The sequence below is a fragment of the Noviherbaspirillum galbum genome, assembly GCF_010974945.1.
Taxonomy (GTDB): Bacteria; Pseudomonadota; Gammaproteobacteria; order Burkholderiales; family Burkholderiaceae_D; genus Noviherbaspirillum; species Noviherbaspirillum galbum.
In genome coordinates this window covers 201,575-217,829 of the sequence record NZ_JAAIVB010000012.1, presented here as the reverse complement: position 1 = coordinate 217,829, position 16,255 = coordinate 201,575, and the positions used below count along the sequence as shown (strand labels likewise).

At 62.9% G+C, this 16,255-nt stretch carries 20 protein-coding genes; 14 read left to right on the top strand and 6 right to left on the bottom strand.

The genetic code is table 11. The features are described 5' to 3' along the window. Positions 1 to 77: 77 nt before the first annotated feature. The 5 genes from purN to G3574_RS05055 all read left to right on the top strand — a co-directional run bounded on the left by purN (position 78) and on the right by G3574_RS05055 (position 5,184). Positions 78 to 701, top strand: coding sequence for a phosphoribosylglycinamide formyltransferase (gene purN, locus G3574_RS05075; protein ID WP_163960918.1), 624 nt, complete (start codon positions 78 to 80; stop codon positions 699 to 701). Positions 702 to 714: 13 nt separating this feature from the next. After that, entirely contained in the window at positions 715 to 1,971 is a 1,257-nt protein-coding gene (locus G3574_RS05070) for an RsmB/NOP family class I SAM-dependent RNA methyltransferase (RefSeq protein WP_163960917.1), read from the top strand. Continuing rightward, positions 1,968 to 2,555: a phospholipase D family nuclease gene (locus G3574_RS05065; RefSeq protein ID WP_163960916.1), complete on the top strand. Its 588-nt coding sequence runs from the start codon at positions 1,968 to 1,970 to the stop codon at positions 2,553 to 2,555. Before G3574_RS05070 ends, G3574_RS05065 begins: the two co-directional genes overlap by 4 nt. Positions 2,556 to 2,557: 2 nt before the next feature. Next, positions 2,558 to 3,895, top strand: a complete 1,338-nt coding sequence (locus G3574_RS05060) for a mechanosensitive ion channel family protein (protein WP_163960915.1) — start codon at positions 2,558 to 2,560, stop codon at positions 3,893 to 3,895. An 80-nt stretch (positions 3,896 to 3,975) separates the two neighbouring features. After that, the gene (locus tag G3574_RS05055) at positions 3,976 to 5,184 is read left to right on the top strand and encodes a DesA family fatty acid desaturase (RefSeq protein ID WP_205609663.1); all 1,209 of its coding nucleotides are present in this window, start codon (positions 3,976 to 3,978) and stop codon (positions 5,182 to 5,184) included. A 183-nt stretch (positions 5,185 to 5,367) separates the two neighbouring features. Here the strand turns inward: G3574_RS05055 and rpmG are convergent, their stop codons facing one another. From rpmG to radC, 3 genes are all read right to left on the bottom strand, one after another. Continuing rightward, complete coding sequence (gene rpmG, locus G3574_RS05050) at positions 5,368 to 5,535, bottom strand: 50S ribosomal protein L33 (protein ID WP_040039369.1); 168 nt, start codon at positions 5,533 to 5,535, stop codon at positions 5,368 to 5,370. Between the two features lie 40 nt (positions 5,536 to 5,575). Then, positions 5,576 to 5,812: a 50S ribosomal protein L28 gene (gene rpmB, locus G3574_RS05045; protein ID WP_163961035.1), complete on the bottom strand. Its 237-nt coding sequence runs from the start codon at positions 5,810 to 5,812 to the stop codon at positions 5,576 to 5,578. A gap of 172 nt (positions 5,813 to 5,984) precedes the next feature. Continuing rightward, entirely contained in the window at positions 5,985 to 6,659 is a 675-nt protein-coding gene (radC, locus tag G3574_RS05040) for a RadC family protein (RefSeq protein WP_163960914.1), read from the bottom strand. A gap of 179 nt (positions 6,660 to 6,838) precedes the next feature. On the opposite strand from radC, the gene G3574_RS05035 reads away from it, so the two are divergent. The 6 genes from G3574_RS05035 to G3574_RS05010 all read left to right on the top strand — a co-directional run bounded on the left by G3574_RS05035 (position 6,839) and on the right by G3574_RS05010 (position 12,617). After that, entirely contained in the window at positions 6,839 to 7,288 is a 450-nt protein-coding gene (locus G3574_RS05035; protein WP_163960913.1) for an FKBP-type peptidyl-prolyl cis-trans isomerase, read from the top strand. Between the two features lie 45 nt (positions 7,289 to 7,333). Continuing rightward, positions 7,334 to 8,275: a 4-hydroxy-3-methylbut-2-enyl diphosphate reductase gene (gene ispH, locus G3574_RS05030; RefSeq protein ID WP_163960912.1), complete on the top strand. Its 942-nt coding sequence runs from the start codon at positions 7,334 to 7,336 to the stop codon at positions 8,273 to 8,275. A gap of 657 nt (positions 8,276 to 8,932) precedes the next feature. Further along, complete coding sequence (locus tag G3574_RS05025; RefSeq protein ID WP_163960911.1) at positions 8,933 to 9,862, top strand: branched-chain amino acid ABC transporter permease; 930 nt, start codon at positions 8,933 to 8,935, stop codon at positions 9,860 to 9,862. A gap of 11 nt (positions 9,863 to 9,873) precedes the next feature. Beyond that, entirely contained in the window at positions 9,874 to 11,094 is a 1,221-nt protein-coding gene (locus G3574_RS05020) for an ABC transporter permease subunit (protein WP_163960910.1), read from the top strand. A 27-nt stretch (positions 11,095 to 11,121) separates the two neighbouring features. Then, complete coding sequence (locus tag G3574_RS05015; protein WP_163960909.1) at positions 11,122 to 11,892, top strand: ABC transporter ATP-binding protein; 771 nt, start codon at positions 11,122 to 11,124, stop codon at positions 11,890 to 11,892. Then, a complete protein-coding gene (locus G3574_RS05010; protein ID WP_163960908.1) occupies positions 11,892 to 12,617 on the top strand; it encodes an ABC transporter ATP-binding protein in 726 nt (241 codons plus the stop codon). Before G3574_RS05015 ends, G3574_RS05010 begins: the two co-directional genes overlap by 1 nt. 144 nt (positions 12,618 to 12,761) lie before the next feature. Here the strand turns inward: G3574_RS05010 and G3574_RS05005 are convergent, their stop codons facing one another. After that, a complete protein-coding gene (locus G3574_RS05005) occupies positions 12,762 to 13,070 on the bottom strand; it encodes a YkvA family protein (protein WP_163960907.1) in 309 nt (102 codons plus the stop codon). A 136-nt stretch (positions 13,071 to 13,206) separates the two neighbouring features. On the opposite strand from G3574_RS05005, the gene G3574_RS05000 reads away from it, so the two are divergent. After that, complete coding sequence (locus G3574_RS05000) at positions 13,207 to 13,896, top strand: fumarylacetoacetate hydrolase family protein (RefSeq protein WP_163960906.1); 690 nt, start codon at positions 13,207 to 13,209, stop codon at positions 13,894 to 13,896. A 9-nt stretch (positions 13,897 to 13,905) separates the two neighbouring features. Then, positions 13,906 to 14,559: a maleylacetoacetate isomerase gene (maiA, locus tag G3574_RS04995; protein ID WP_163960905.1), complete on the top strand. Its 654-nt coding sequence runs from the start codon at positions 13,906 to 13,908 to the stop codon at positions 14,557 to 14,559. A gap of 19 nt (positions 14,560 to 14,578) precedes the next feature. Here maiA and G3574_RS04990 read toward each other — a convergent pair whose 3' ends face one another. After that, on the bottom strand, positions 14,579 to 15,427 hold the full coding sequence (locus G3574_RS04990) for a fumarylacetoacetate hydrolase family protein (protein WP_163960904.1): 849 nt from the start codon (positions 15,425 to 15,427) through the stop codon (positions 14,579 to 14,581). A 102-nt stretch (positions 15,428 to 15,529) separates the two neighbouring features. Then, positions 15,530 to 15,787: a hypothetical protein gene (locus tag G3574_RS04985; RefSeq protein ID WP_163960903.1), complete on the bottom strand. Its 258-nt coding sequence runs from the start codon at positions 15,785 to 15,787 to the stop codon at positions 15,530 to 15,532. On the opposite strand from G3574_RS04985, the gene G3574_RS04980 reads away from it, so the two are divergent. Beyond that, positions 15,768 to 16,058: a hypothetical protein gene (locus tag G3574_RS04980; protein ID WP_163960743.1), complete on the top strand. Its 291-nt coding sequence runs from the start codon at positions 15,768 to 15,770 to the stop codon at positions 16,056 to 16,058. The two genes, G3574_RS04985 and G3574_RS04980, sit on opposite strands and share 20 nt — an antisense overlap. The last annotated feature ends 197 nt before the right edge of the window (positions 16,059 to 16,255 follow it).

Genomic DNA, 16,255 nt, shown 5'->3' with positions numbered 1-16,255 from the left:
CTCGCGCCTTCACGGAAAGCCGACCGGCAGGTCGGCTTTTTTCATTCCGATCAACGCCTTACGGTACAATGCGCGCAATGAAAAATATCGTCATCCTGATTTCCGGCCGGGGCAGCAACATGCAGGCCATCGTTCGCGCCGCGCGCGCCGAAGGCTGGCCCTGCCGCATCGCGGCCGTCATCAGCAATCGCCAGGATGCAGAGGGACTGGTTTTCGCGGCCGATCACGGCATCGCCACCGCCGTCGTGCCCAGCAAGGGCGTTGCGTCGCGCGAGGACTTCGATGCCGCCTTGCGGGCCGAGATTGACCGTTTCCAGCCGGACCTCGTCGTGCTGGCCGGGTTCATGCGCATCCTGACGCCCGCCTTCGTCGAGCACTACGCCGGACGCATGCTGAACATCCATCCCTCCCTGCTGCCAAGCTTTCCCGGCCTTGCAACCCATCGCCAGGCGCTGCAGGCCGGCGTCAAGGTGCATGGCGCCACGGTGCATTTCGTGACCGCCGAACTGGACCACGGACCCATCGTGGCCCAGGCTACCGTGCCGGTGCTGCCCGGCGACGACGAACACGCGCTGGCCGATCGCGTGCTGGCGCAGGAACACCAGTTATATCCGCGGGCTGTCCGGTGGTTCGTCGAAGACCGGCTGGCGATCAGCAACGGCGTCGTCCATGTCGCCTCCGGGCAGCTCGCTCCCGCATAAGAAAACCGATTCCATGAGATTGCATCCTACCGTCGCCAGCCACACCGAAGAGGTGCTGCGCGAAGTCCTCCGCTTTACCGGACCCGCCGATTCCGCGGTGTCGTGGTATTTCCGTGAACATCCGAAGCTGGGCTCGCGCGAGCGCAATGCCGTGGCAGAAGCCGTGTACGCCGTGCTGCGCAACAAGCTGGTGTTTGGCAGCTTCGCCGAATCCGGCGTCGGCCCTGCCATGCGCCGCCTGGCGCTGCTCGGCCTTGCCGATGCGGTCGGCATCGATGCCGTGGCCGGCCTGTCGCCCGACGAAACCGCCTGGCTGGAGCGCGTCGCGCAAATCGACCGGCAGACCTTGCCCGCCGCGATGCGCGCCAACCTGCCAGTCTGGCTGTACGACAAGCTGGTGGCGCGCGACGGCGAGGCCGCCACCCTCAGCCTCGCCGATGCGCTCAACCGTCCGGCGCCGCTGGACCTGCGCGTCAATGCGCTCAAGACCAAGCGCGAAGATGTCATCGAGGAACTCGCCAAGGCGCCTATCGCCTGCGAACCCACGCCCTACGCGCCGCTCGGCCTGCGTATCTTCAAGAAGCCGGCGCTGCAGAACCTGCCGCTGTTCAAGGATGGCGCGATCGAGGTCCAGGACGAAGGCAGCCAGCTGCTGGCGCATATCCTCGGCGCGAAGCGCGGCGAAATGGTCGTCGATTTCTGTGCCGGCGCGGGCGGCAAGACCCTCGCCATCGGCGCGATCATGCGCAATACCGGGCGGCTGTATGCCTTCGACGTCGCGGAAAAGCGGCTGGCCAAGCTCAAGCCGCGCCTCGCGCGCAGCGGACTGTCGAACGTGCATCCCGTCGTCATCGCGCATGAGAACGATGCCAAGGTCAAGCGCCTGGCGGGCAAGATCGACCGCGTTCTGGTCGACGCGCCTTGCAGCGGACTGGGGACCCTGCGCCGCAATCCTGACATGAAATGGCGCCAGACTCCCGAGTCGGTGGCCGAGCTCAACCAGAAGCAATCCTCCATCCTGGCCAGCGCGGCGCGCCTCGTGAAGCCGGGCGGGCGGCTGGTGTATGCGACCTGCAGCCTGCTCGACGAGGAAAACGAAGCCATTGCGAACGGCTTCCTCGCCGCGAATTCGGCATTCAGGCTGGTGCCCGCTCGCGAAGTGCTTGCCGAGCAAAAGATCGACCTCGATACCGGCGATTTCCTGAAGCTCACGCCGCAGCAGCACCAGACCGACGGCTTCTTCGCGGCTGTCTTCGAACGCAGCAAATGAGGTTCATCTCGCGTTCCGCCATCCTGCTGGCGGCAGCGTGCCTGGCCATCGCGGCCGATGCCGCGGCGCGGGCGTCGGAGCCAGTCCGCGCCACGGGCACGCTGCAGGCGGCATTCGCGCCAGACGAGGACGTCGAAGGCATCATCGCGGACGTGATCGCCGAAGCGCGCCAGCAGGTGCTGGTGCAGGCCTACCTGCTCACCAGCAAGCCCATCACTGCGGCGCTGATCGCAGCCCACCGCAGGCAGGTCGAGGTGCTCGTGCTGGTCGACGCCGATCAGCTCGACAAGACCGACACCTCGACCGCGCCCAGGCTGGCGGCGGCCGGCATCCCGGTGTGGCTCGAGACGCGCTACCAGAACGCGCACAACAAGGTCATCGTTACCGACCCGGCAAGCCCCGACGCGACGGTCATTACCGGCAGCTTCAATTACACCTGGACGGCGCAGCACAAGAACGCCGAGAACATTCTCGTGGCAAGGAAGAACCAGGCGCTGGCCGCCCAGTACGCCGCGAACTGGACTCGGCACCGGCGGGAAGCGCAGCCCTTCCAGCCCGGCGCGTCGCGATCCCGGGTGCAATGATCATGTCGCAGAGCTTCCTTTCCGGCTTGCTGAGCGATCTCTGGTCCGACCTCCAAGACCCCGGACTCCTGCTGCAGCTCGGCGTCCTTGCATTCTGTCTCTCGGCGGGCTGGCTCGTCGCCAAGCTGCTGCGCGGCAGGGTAACGGCGGAACGCGCGCAATGGCGCGTCATGCGTTTCGGCGTCGAAAGCTTTTCCCGCGTCCTCTGGCCCTTGCTGGCGCTGGCCTTCGTTGCCCTTGCAAAGACGCTGCTGGTGGCGGGCCACCATGTCAACCTGCTGCGCGTCGCCATTCCGCTGCTCGGCTCGTTCGCGCTGATCCGGCTGGCGTTCTACATCCTGCGGCGTGTCTTCGTGAAGGGCGGGCAGGCCGGCGCCTTCGTGCTCGCCTTCGAAAAGGCGTTCGCCACGCTGGTCTGGGGCGGCGTCGCGCTCTACATCACCGGCCTGCTGCCGGACATCGTGTATTACCTGGAGCACACCGTCATCCCGGTCGGCCGCAACAAGGTGACGCTGATGACCATCGCCCAGGGCGCGGCGTCGGTGTTGGTCACGCTGGCGCTGGCGCTGTGGTTCGGCGCGGTGCTGGAAGAAAGGCTCATGGGCATGACCGGGGTGCACTCGTCGCTGCGGGTGGTCATGGCCCGCATGACGCGAACCTTGCTCGTCTTCCTGGCGGTGCTGCTCAGCCTGTCGCTGGTCGGCATCGACCTGACCGTGCTGTCCGTCTTCGGCGGTGCGCTGGGCGTGGGACTCGGCCTGGGCCTGCAAAAGATCGTCAGCAGCTACGTGTCCGGTTTCGTGATCCTGATCGAACGCAGCCTTGCCATCGGCGACATGGTCACGGTCGACAAGTTTTCCGGCCAGGTAACCCACATCAACACCCGCTACACCGTGCTGCGCGGACTGGACGGCGTGGAAACCGTCGTGCCGAACGAAATGCTGTTGTCGAACACGGTGCAGAATTATTCGCTGACGGACCGCATGCTCCGCCTTGCCACCCGCATCAATGTCGCCTACCGTTCCGACGTGGACCAGGTGCTCGCCCTGATGGAGCAGGCCGGAGCCAGCGTTCCGCGCGTCCTCAAGCAGCCCGCGCCCGCCGCGCTCCTGATGAAATTCGACGCCGACGGCTTCGAGCTCGAGTTGGGCTTCTGGATTGCTGATCCCGAGAATGGCAGGGGTGGCGTGATTTCCGATGTCAACCGCGCCATCTGGCGACTTTTCAGCGCACATGGCATCGAAGTGCCTTACCCGCAGCGCGAAGTCCGGATCATTGGCATGCCGCAGGCCGTGGAACTCGGCACCCGCGGCGAAATCAGTGCTTCCGATGCCACCTAAAGAGCGTACAATTTGCAGCAATTGACGTTGGGCCCGCCAGCGCAAGCCGCATCGGTGCCACCGATTCACCCGGAGTCTGAATGTTCATGCAATCCTTGTTCGACACTATCCTTGATTTTCTCGCCAACGGCCTGACGCGCGCGACCGGATGGCAGATCCTCGTCTTCACGCTGGTGGCGACGCATATCACCATTGCCGCCGTCACCATCTACCTGCATCGCTGCCAGGCCCACCGTGCACTCGACCTGCATGCCATTCCCAGCCATTTCTTCCGCTTCTGGCTGTGGATGACCACCGGCATGGTGACCAAGCAATGGGCCGCGATCCACCGCAAGCACCATGCGAAGTGCGAGACGGAAGACGATCCGCACAGTCCGGTGACGCGTGGAATCAAGAAGGTGCTGCTGGAAGGCGCCGAACTTTACCGCGCGGAATCGAAAAACAAGGAAACCATGGACAAGTATGGCCATGGCACGCCTGACGACTGGATCGAACACAATCTCTACAGCAAGTACAGCTGGCAAGGCGTGGGCCTGTGCCTCATCGTCGACGTGGCCCTCTTCGGCGTGCTCGGCCTGACGGTCTGGGCAGTGCAGATGCTCTGGATCCCCGTGACGGCGGCCGGCATCATCAATGGCATCGGTCACTACTGGGGATACCGGAACTACGAGTGCAACGATGCTGCGACCAACATCTTTCCGATCGGCATTCTGATCGGTGGAGAAGAACTCCACAACAACCACCATACCTTCGGCACGTCGGCCAAGCTGTCGTCGAAGTGGTATGAGTTCGATATCGGCTGGCTGTATATCCGTATCCTCGAAACCCTTGGCCTGGCGAAAGTGAAGAAAGTTGCTCCGGCACCGAAATTCGATCGCCAGAAAGCCATCGCCGACCTGGACACCTTGCAATCGGTCATCGCCAACCGGTATGACGTCATGGCGAAGTATGCCAAGTCACTGAAGAAAGCCTGGCGCGAAGAGCTGGAACACCTCTCGTCCAAGACTAAACTGGAGGCCGATTCTCTCAAGAAAGCGCGCAAGCTCTTGCAGCGTGAACCGGCCAAGCTGGAAGCGCCGCAGCAACAACAGCTGACCGAGCTTTTTGCCCACAGCAAGGCCTTGCAGACGATGCATGAAATGCGTGTCGAGCTGGCCGCCATCTGGGAGCGTTCCCATGCCAGCCGCGAACAGCTCCTGCAGCAGCTGCAGGACTGGTGTGCCCGTGCAGAAGCCTCTGGCATCAAGGCATTGCAGGAATTCTCGCTGCGCTTGCGCAGCTATGCCTGATAGCGGCAACCCCGCGTTCCAATGAAGAAACGGCCGGAATTCCGGCCGTTTTCTTTTTGGGGTCGATCACGTCGACTTGGCAATGACGCTTGCAGGGAGAGCTCAGGCAGCGGGGCAACCGGGGCGATGGAATTCGACAATAAAAAACCCCGCCGAGGCGGGGTTTTCTGGAAAGAAACTAGATCACTTGATCTTGGTTTCCTTGTATTCGACGTGCTTGCGCGCCTTGGGGTCGAACTTCATGATCGACATTTTTTCCGGCGTGGTGCGCTTGTTCTTGGTGGTGGTGTAAAAGTGACCAGTACCTGCGGTCGACTCCAGCTTGATCTTGTCGCGGTTGGATTTTGCCATGATGAATTCCTGTTAGATATGCTGACGGCGGCTGGATGGCTTAGATCTTTTCGCCACGGGCGCGCATGTCGGCGAGAACAGCGTCGATGCCCAGCTTGTCGATGACGCGCAGGCCGGCGTTGGAGATGCGCAGCGTGACCCAGCGGTTTTCAGATTCAACGAAAATGCGGCGGTTCTGCAGATTGGGCAAAAAGCGACGTTTCGTCTTGTTGTTCGCATGGGAAACGTTGTTGCCGACCATCGGCCCCTTCCCGGTGACTTGGCAAACACGTGCCATGGTTAACTCCTTAAAAGACGTCCAGATTTGGAAAAGCGAGAGTATAGCCAAAAAAATCTTCGGATTCAATGACTTGCGAAAAACAAGTGTGTCTTGGATTTCGCACTAAATTTAACATTTATCGCCGGACCGGGTTCAGGGCCGCCAAGCCGCCCGTCAACCGTGCATGAAGCTAGAGGTCGCCATGCTCCGCGAACGAGTAAACCTGGTGCCCGGCGACGATGAAATGATCCAGCACCCGCACGTCCACCAGTCCCAGCGCCTGTTTCAGGGCGGCCGTCAAAACCCGGTCCGCGTCGCTCGGCTCGGGCGAGCCGGAAGGGTGGTTGTGGGCGAAGATCAAAGCCGCGGCATTCCGGGCAAGTGCGGCCTTGACCACTTCGCGGGGATAGACGCTGGCCTGGGTGAGGGTGCCGCGGAACAGTTCTTCCGAGGCGATCAGGTGGTTCTTCGTGTCGAGGAAGAGCACCACGAACGACTCGTGCCCCTGGTTCGCCAGCATGAGCTGCAGGTATTGCCTGACCGCCTTCGGCGAGCACAGCAGGTCGCCCAGTTGCAGTTCTTCCGCCAGCGCGCGCCTGGCCAGTTCCAGCACGGCCTGGAACTGGGCGAACTTCGCCGACCCGAGGCCGTTGAGTGAGGAAAAGTCCTTGAGGCTGGCCTTGAACATCCCATTGAGCGAGCCGAAGCGCGCCATGAGTTCGCGGCCAAGGTCGACCGCGCTCTTGCCGCGCACTCCCACCCTCAGGAAGACGGCGAGGAGTTCGGCATCGGACAATGCCTGCGCGCCGTGCTTGATCAGGCGCTCGCGGGGACGCTGATCCTCGAGCCACTCGTGAATTGCCATGCTGGGTTGCCTTTCTGCTATCCATTGCAAAAAGGAAAATATAGCCGTGCGCGGTTTTCGTTTCCCCGAAAATTAGCTTCCTTAGACCTCTTGCGGAATGCCGGCTCGACGCGTCAAAGATGGTGGTCCTGGCGTGAGGTGTCTTACAATACCGGGTTAGCCAGAATCCGCGATCCATCATGTCAAACACACCCGTCGTCACCGAATCCGCCTACCTCACGCTTCACTACCGTCTCGCCGCCCACGATGGCGCGGACATCGTCAGCACCTTCAACGACAATCCCGCCACGCTGCAGCTTGGCACCGGCCAGCTCGCCCCCTTCCTCGAAGCCTGCCTCATCGGCTTGCCGGAAGGCGCCCACCAGACCTTCGAGCTGCAGCCGGAACAAGGATTCGGCGCGCGCAATCCCGAGCTGATCCAGCGGGTATCCAAGGCCACGCTCGACGAGAACTCGTTCTCCGGCGACGGCTACGCGATCGGCGACCTCGTCGAATTCAATGCGCCGGGCGGCGGCCGCTTCGCCGGTGTGCTCCGGTCGATCGACGACAAGGGCGCGGTCTTCGACTTCAATCATCCGCTGGCGGGACAGCCACTGCGGTTCGAAGTGAAGATCATCGGCATCCTGTGAACATGCAACCTTCCATCGACGCGTCCTCGCCGGAGATCACCCAACATGGATAAAGAAATCTTGCTCGCCCAGCCGCGCGGCTTCTGCGCAGGCGTCGACCGGGCGATCGACATCGTCGAACGCGCCCTCGAACAATTCGGCGCGCCCATCTACGTGCGCCACGAGATCGTCCACAACGCCTACGTGGTGCAGGACCTGCGCAGCAAGGGCGCCATCTTCATCGAAGAACTCGCCGACGTGCCTGCTGGCAATACCGTCATCTTCTCCGCCCACGGTGTGTCGAAGGCTGTGCAGGAAGAAGCGGCGGCGCGCGGCTTGCGCGTGTTCGACGCGACCTGCCCGCTGGTCACCAAGGTCCACGTCGAAGTCTCGAAGATGCGGCGAGAGGGGCGCGAGATCGTCATGATCGGCCATGCCGGACATCCCGAAGTGGAGGGCACCATGGGCCAGGTCGACGAAGGCATGCACCTCGTCGAAACGGTCGCCGACGTCGGCAAGCTCCAGGTGCGCGATCCCGGCATGCTGGCCTACGTGTCGCAGACCACTTTGTCGGTCGACGATACGGCCGACATCATCGAGGCGCTCAAGCTGCGCTTTCCAGCCATCGCCGAGCCCAAGAAAGGCGACATCTGCTATGCCACCACCAACCGGCAGGAAGCGGTGAAGTTCATGGCGCCCCAGGTGGACGTCGTGGTCGTTGTCGGCAGCCCCAACAGTTCCAATTCCAACCGTCTGCGCGAAGTCGCCGAGAAGAAGGGCGCGTCGGCCTACATGGTCGACAACGCGTCGCAGATCGACCCGGCATGGCTGGCGGGGAAGGCGCGCATCGGCGTGACGGCGGGCGCCTCGGCCCCGGAAGTGCTGGTCCAGGCGGTGATCGCACGGCTCAAGGAGCTTGGCGCGCGCAGCGTGCGCGCGCTGGAAGGCGTCGAGGAAAACGTCACCTTCCCCCTGCCGAAGGGCTTGACGGGATCGAAAGCGGCTTGAATTCGCTCCCCGGTGTCGGGCGCCGGAATTAAATTCAGAGCCGGCGGGCATTTTCCATGATTAGTTTATTGTTTTCCTCGCTATGATTGCAGCCTGAGAAGAATGCCTGGCCTGGTCAGCTTGCCGTGACAGGCCAGCTGTTCCGGCAGCGATTTTTTTGCGGCCCGGTTTGCTGAATTGTTCAGACCTTTTCCGGTTTTGAATATAAAGTGAAACGACTGCCGCTCCGATTCGGATCGCGCCAGCAGCTGGCATGGACCGTGCAAGAGCGCCGCAGCGGGATGCGATGCAACGTTGGCAAAAGCGGGAATCCAGCCATGGCGCCGAAGCGGCGACCGGCTGTTGGCATGCCGAATCATTTCGATTTGGAAATGGTTGGGTATAATGCCGCGCGGTTCCGGTGGCGCTTGTCAGGCAGGTACATACTTAAAACAAAGCATATTCAATTCAGGATCAGGAGACACCACCATGCCCAACCACGACACCATTGCGCCCGGCTAGGGGCGGACGCCCGCTTCGCGGCGCGTTCACCATCATGGGCGTCTTGCGCGCCCGGGATGATGTTGTGACCCAAAATGTCGCTTCAACCGCACCACGATGCGTCGCGAAGGCACAACACGGATTCAACGATCTTCTTTTCTGAGAGTAGGAAAAACCATGGATACATTTATCCAACAAATCATCAACGGGCTGGTGCTGGGAAGCATGTATGCCCTGGTGGCGCTGGGGTACACGATGGTGTACGGGGTGCTCAACCTCATCAACTTCGCCCACGGCGACGTGCTCATGGTCGGCGCCATGGTCGCGGTGTCCATCCTCAAGATCGTCCAGTCCGTCGCCCCCGGCCTTCCCGGCGTGCTCAAGCTCATCATCGCCATCATCGGCGCCATCCCGGTCTGCATCCTGGTCAACGTCCTCATCGAGCGCATCGCCTACCGACGCCTGCGCAACGCTCCGCGCCTGGCGCCGCTCATCACCGCCATCGGCGTGTCCATCCTGCTGCAGACCTTCGCCATGATGATCTGGGGCCGCAGCCCGGTGCCGTTCCCCACCGTCATGCCCACCGAGCCCTTCACCATCGGCGGCGCGCTCATCTCGCCCACCCAGATCATGCTGCTCGTGCTGGCTACCCTGTCCATGTTCGGCCTGGTGCTGCTGGTTGAAAAAACCCGCATGGGACGCGCCATGCGCGCCACCGCCGAGAACCCCCGCGTGGCCGGCCTCATGGGCGTGGACTCCAATGCCGTCATCGTCATGACCTTCGCCATCGGCGCGGCACTGGCCGCGGTCGCCGGCGTGATGTGGGGCGCGAACTACTCTTCGGCCCAGTTCGCCATGGGCTTCGTGCCCGGCCTGAAGGCATTCTCCGCCGCGGTGCTCGGCGGCATCGGCAACATCTACGGCGCCATGGTCGGCGGCATCCTGCTGGGCATCATCGAAAGCCTCGGCGCCGGCTACATCGGCGACCTGACCGGCGGCTTCCTCGGCAGCCACTACCAGGACATCTTCGCCTTCGTCGTGCTCATCATCGTGCTTACCCTGCGTCCGTCCGGCATCATGGGCGAACGCGTCGCGGACCGTGCTTAAAGGAGACATCCATGTCTACACTCTTCGACGTTAAACACCATCCGCGCAAGGCCTTCGCCAGCTTTGCCGTACTGGGCGTGGTGCTCATCGCCTTCCCCTTCATCGCCGCCAACTTCGGCAATTCCTGGGTCCGCATCATGGACCTGGCGCTGCTGTACATCATGCTCGCGCTGGGCCTCAACATCGTGGTCGGCATGGCCGGCCTGCTGGACCTGGGCTACATCGCCTTCTATGCGCTGGGCGCGTACATGACCGGCCTGCTGGCCTCGCCGCAGTTCGCCACGGTGCTGGAGTCGTTCATCAACACCTATCCCATCGTCGGCAACGCGATGTTGGCGGTGCTGGGCGACGAGATATTGAAGAACGGCATCCACCTGTCGGTGTGGTTCATCGTGCCGCTGGGTGCGGCGCTGGCAGCGATGTTCGGCGCCTTGCTCGGCGCGCCGACCCTGAAGCTGCGCGGCGACTACCTTGCCATCGTGACGCTGGGCTTCGGCGAGATCATCCGCATCTTCATGAACAACCTCAACGCGCCGGTGAACATCACCAACGGGCCTCAGGGCATCAACCTGATCGACCCGATCCGCGTGTTCGGCGTGTCGCTGGCCGGCGAGCCGGGCTCTATGGCCACCGTCAAGATCGGGGCGTTCTCGATGCCGTCGGTCAACGCGTATTACTTCCTGTTCCTGCTGCTGTGCGCCGCCATCATCTTCGTATCGATCCGCCTGCAGCATTCGCGCCTGGGCCGTGCCTGGGTCGCGATCCGCGAGGATGAAATCGCGGCCAAGGCCATGGGCATCAACACGCGCAACATCAAGCTGCTGGCCTTTGCGATGGGCGCGTCGTTCGGCGGCGTGTCGGGCGCGATGTTCGCGTCGTTCCAGGGCTTCGTGTCGCCGGAGTCGTTCTCGCTGACGGAGTCGATCGCGATCCTGGCGATGGTGGTGCTGGGCGGAATCGGCCACATCCCCGGCGTGGTGCTGGGCGGCGCGATTCTCGCGGCGCTGCCGGAAGTGCTGCGCCACGTCGTCGAACCGCTGCAACGCCAGCTCTTCGGCACGGTGCTCATCGAAGCCGAAGTCCTGCGCCAGTTGCTGTACGGCCTGGCAATGGTCGTGATCATGCTGTACCGTCCGGCCGGCCTGTGGCCCGCGCCGAAGCACGAGGACCGCATGGATTCGAACCAGCCCAAGCGTCACGACGAAAAAGAGCCCACCGCCCTGGCCGCCTGACGGGCGCGGGGTTGCATAAGGATAACCATGAGCGAACAAGTCATTCTCAATATCGCAGGGGTCAACAAGCGTTTCGGTGGCCTGCAGGCGCTGTCGAATGTCAGCATCAAGATTCTGCGCGGCCAGATCTACGGCCTGATCGGTCCCAACGGTGCCGGCAAGACGACCTTCTTCAACACCATCACCGGCCTGTACCAGTCCGATACCGGCAGCTTCGAGCTCGACGGCAAGCCCTATTCGCCGTCGGCTCCCCATGAAGTCGCCAAGGCCGGCATCGCGCGCACCTTCCAGAACATCCGCCTGTTCGGCGAGATGTCGGCGCTGGAAAACGTCATGGTCGGCCGCCACGTGCGTACCCACCAGGGCGTCTTCGGCGCGGTGTTCCACCATAAGGCCGCGCGGGAAGAAGAGGCCGGTATCCGCCGCCGCGCCATGGAGCTGCTGGACTTCGTCGGCATCGCCCAGTTCGCCCACCGCACCTCGCGCCACTTGTCCTACGGCGACCAGCGCCGCCTCGAGATCGCCCGCGCCCTGGCTACCGACCCTGTGCTGCTGGCGCTGGACGAGCCGGCCGCCGGCATGAACGCCACCGAGAAGCTTGGCCTGCGCGAGCTGCTGGTCAAGATCAAGGCAGAGGGCAAGACCATCCTGCTCATCGAGCACGACGTGAAACTGATGATGGGCCTGTGCGACCGCCTGACCGTGCTTGACTACGGCAAGCCGATCGCGGAAGGCGTGCCGGCCGAGATTCAAAAGAATGCGGCGGTGATCGAGGCCTACTTGGGAGGTGGCCACTAATGAGCGAAAACGTATTGAAGATTAGCGGCCTGAAGATTGCCTACGGCGGCATCCAGGCGGTCAAGGGCGTTGATCTGGAAGTCAACAAGGGCGAGCTGGTCACGCTCATCGGCGCCAATGGTGCGGGCAAGACCACCACGCTCAAGGCCATCACCGGCACGCTGCCGGGCTGCAAGGTGGAAGGGCAGATCACCTATACCGGGCAAGCCATCCTGGGCGCGAAGTCGTTCCAGCTGGTCAAGAACAGCCTGGCGATGGTGCCGGAAGGACGTGGCGTGTTCACGCGCATGACGATCCTTGAAAACCTGCTGATGGGGGCGTACACGCGCAACGACAAGGCTGGCATCCAGGCGGACATCGACAAGTGGTTCGGGGTGTTTCCGCGCCTGAAGGAGCGCTCGGCACAGCTGGCGGGCACGTTGTCGGGCGGCGAGCAGCAGATGCTGGCGATGGCGCGCGCGCTGATGAGCCATCCGAAGCTGCTGCTGCTGGACGAGCCATCGATGGGCCTGTCGCCGATCATGGTGGAAAAGATCTTCGAGGTGGTGCGCACGGTGTCGGCGCAGGGCGTGACGATCCTGCTGGTGGAGCAGAACGCCAAGCTGGCGCTGCAGGCGGCGCACCGCGGCTACGTGATGGATTCCGGCCTGATCACCATGACCGGCAAGGCCAGCGAGATGCTGGACGATCCGAAGGTGCGCGAAGCCTACCTCGGCGAAGGCTGAGACTCGTACTCGCCGCGCATCGCGGCGCGTGCCGCGATCAAGGCAATCACACCGCCGTTCCGGCCTTCCGGAACGGCGGTGTCTTTTCATGGGTCCGCCGGCTAGCTTTTCATGCCAGTTTCGCCCGGAGCCGACCCAGCCAACTCAGCGTCCACGCCACGGCGCCCAGCGCGACAGCAGGCGGTCGGCCGCGAGGCGTGCATCCTGCAACGCGCCCGCCGGCGCGAGCTTGAGAAGCGCGGGGATACCGAACGCGATCAGCGTCACGTCGTCGATCCATCCCAGGATGGGAATCGTGTCCGGCACCAAGTCGATCGGACTCAATACATACAATCCAAGCAGCAGCGCCAGCAGCTTGAATCCGGCTGGCGTGCCGGGATGCCGGAACGCATACCACAACACCACGAACTCGCGGCCGGCGGAACGGAACAACCTGCGCAGGCGAAAAAACATACGACCTCCTTGCGGATGAGCAGCGCAAACGCCTTGCGCCAGCACACCATGTTGGGACGGAAGCCCGGATGAAAAGTGCCTTTTTCGTGTTCCCGCGCCTGATGGCATAATGAATGTTCAACAGAGGAGACCATTCATGCAATACGTTTTTCCCCCACGCACGCCTGTCGTTCCCGTCGCTGGCTCCGACGCGATGTTTCCCGTGCATCGCATCTATTGCGTTGGTCGCAATTATGTCGAGCATGCAAAGGAAATGGGCGCCACCGGGCGCGAGGCGCCTTTCTTCTTCATGAAGCCGGCCGACGCCGTCATGCCGGTGCCCCACGGCGAGACCGGCGAGATGCCTTATCCCTCGATGACGAATGACTTGCATCATGAAATCGAGCTGGTGGTGGCGATTGGCAAGGGCGGCAAGAACATCAGCGCGGCCGATGCGCTGCAGCATGTATGGGGATATGCCGTGGGTCTCGACATGACGCGCCGCGACCTGCAGGGCGAAGCAAAGAAGCTGGGCCGCCCATGGAGTACCGGCAAGGGATTCGACAACGCCGCGCCGATCGCGCCGCTTCATCCTGCGTCGGAAACCGGCGCCATCGTGGGCAACATCCACCTCGACGTCAATGGCGCCAAGCGCCAGAGCAGCGACATCGGCAAGATGATCTGGAACGTCGCCGAAACGATCGAACACCTCTCCAAGTACTTCGAGCTGCAACCCGGCGACCTGATCTATACCGGTACCCCCGAGGGCGTGGCGGCCGTGCAGAAAGGCGACCTGCTGGAGGGCCGCATCGATGGACTGGGCGACTTGCGCGTGCGCATCGTTTGAGGAGCGGACATGAAGCTTTACGCTTATTTCCGCAGTTCGGCTTCCTATCGCGTTCGCATCGCGCTCAACCTCAAAGGGCTCGACTACGAGGTCGTGCCGGTCCACCTGCTCAAGAACGGCGGCCAGCAGTTCAGCCAGGAATACCTGCAGCTCAACCCCGATGGCCTGGTCCCGGTGCTGGTCGATGAATCCACCGGCGGCGAAGCGCTCACCCAGTCGCTGTCCATCATCGAGTACCTGGAAGAGACGCATCCCGAGCCGCGCCTGCTCCCCGAGAGTCCGCTTGATCGCGCCTGGGTGCGCAGCCTCGCGCTGACCATCGCTTGCGAGATTCATCCGCTCAACAATCTGCGCGTGCTGCGCTACCTGATGCGCGAGCTGAAGGTATCGGAAGAAAGCAAGGATACCTGGTACCGCCACTGGTGCGAGCATGGCCTTGCATCGGTGGAAAAGATGCTCAGCCGTGACTCGCGCACCGGCACCTTCTGCTATGGCGAAACGCCCGGACTCGCGGATTGCCTGCTGGTGCCGCAGATCGCCAACGCGCAGCGGCTGCAATGCGACCTGTCCGCCATGCCGACCATCATGCGCATCAACGCGGCTTGCCAGGAACTTGAAGCCTTCGCCAAGGCGGCGCCGGCCGTGCAGCCGGACGCCGAGTAGCGAGAGAAGGGTCGCTTGATCAGAGCTTGAAAGGCACGACAGGCTGGCGCTGTTCGCCGAGCCCGTCGATGCCCAGGCGCATTTCGTCGCCGGGCTTCAGGAAACGCGGCGGCTTCATGCCCATGCCCACGCCGGGCGGCGTGCCCGTCGCGATGATGTCGCCCGGCATCAGGGTCATGAAACGGCTGGCGTAGCTGATGATCTTCGCGACCGGGAATACCATGGTCCTGGTGCTTCCCGTCTGTGCCCGTTCGCCGTTGAGGTCCAGCCACATGCCGAGGCGCTGCGGATTGGGCACTTCGTCGCGCGTCACCAGCCAGGGGCCTACCGGGCCGAATGTATCGCAGCCCTTGCCCTTGTCCCAGGTGCCGCCACGCTCGAGCTGAAATTCACGCTCCGATACGTCGTTCACCACGCAATAGCCGGCCACGTGGTTGAGCGCGTCCTTTTCGCTCACGTGCCGTGCCATCGTGCCGATCACCACCCCGAGTTCCACTTCCCAGTCGGTCTTGACCGATCCTTTCGGCAGCATGACAGGATCGTTCGCGCCCGACAGGCAGCTCACGGCCTTCATGAAAATGATGGGTTCCTTCGGCAGGGGCATGCCGGCTTCCGCAGCATGATCGGAGTAGTTGAGGCCGATGCACACGAACTTGCTGACCTGGGCAACCGGCACGCCGAAGCGCGGCGTGCCGCGCACCGGCGGCAGGCTGGCATGCTTGAGCTTCGCCAGCTTGGCGAGCGACTTTGCGGATAAGGTGTCCGGCCCGATGTCGGCGATCACGCCGGACAAGTCGCGCAGCTTGCCTTCATTGTCGATCAGCCCCGGCTTTTCCTTGCCGGGGCGCCCGTAGCGTACCAGTTTCATGCGTTCTCCTCGTGATTGGAACGCACTATGGTAGCCGAGGCGGCAACATCCTGCGTGATGCCGCGAGGGCTGACGTTGCCGGGAACGATGGGACGGGCGGGCTTAGCGTCCGCTGCTGAGGTTCTGCTTCGCCTGCGCCAGATCGCTCTGAAGGTTGCGCTTTGCTTCCGTCATGCAGCTGTTGCGGTCTGAGCCCGACTGGCGGCATTCCTTCAATGCGTCCTGGTAGGCGGCCTGCGCTTCCTTGGTTGCGATGCGGTACTGGCCCTGCGGCGAGAAATCTTCGGAAAGCTGGCGCTTTTCCACCGCGCTCATTCCGGCATTGCCGGCAGCGCCATTCATGCCATTCGTGCTGCTCATTCCACTGGAGCTGCTCGTTCCGCTGCTGCCGGAACTGGAACCACTGGAATTAGAGCCACTGGAACCACCCGAGCCGCCCATCCCGGCGCTGCCCTGGTTCATGCCGCTCGAGGAAGGGCTTTCGCTGACGGTGCCGCTCGACGCGGCGTTGGCAGGTTTCATTTCATTGTGCTGGGCGGCAATGGCCGCTGAGCCCAGCAGGGAAACGGAAGAAACAACAAGTGGCAATACCATGCGCTTCAAGCTTCTCATCACGCCTCCTTCATCATGAACAGGTTGGATCGGGGTTGAAAAGGTCGGTCATGCCATGTCGCTCGGATACGCGGACATGACGAGGCGGACGGGGCGGTCTCCCCGTCCGGCCTTCACAGGCTGGGCAGCCGAAACGAATGCTGGCCTACAGCACCAACAGGATGAATGCCACGCCAGCCAGGATGGCAGCCTGGGTTCCAAGAACCAGAGCCGGGA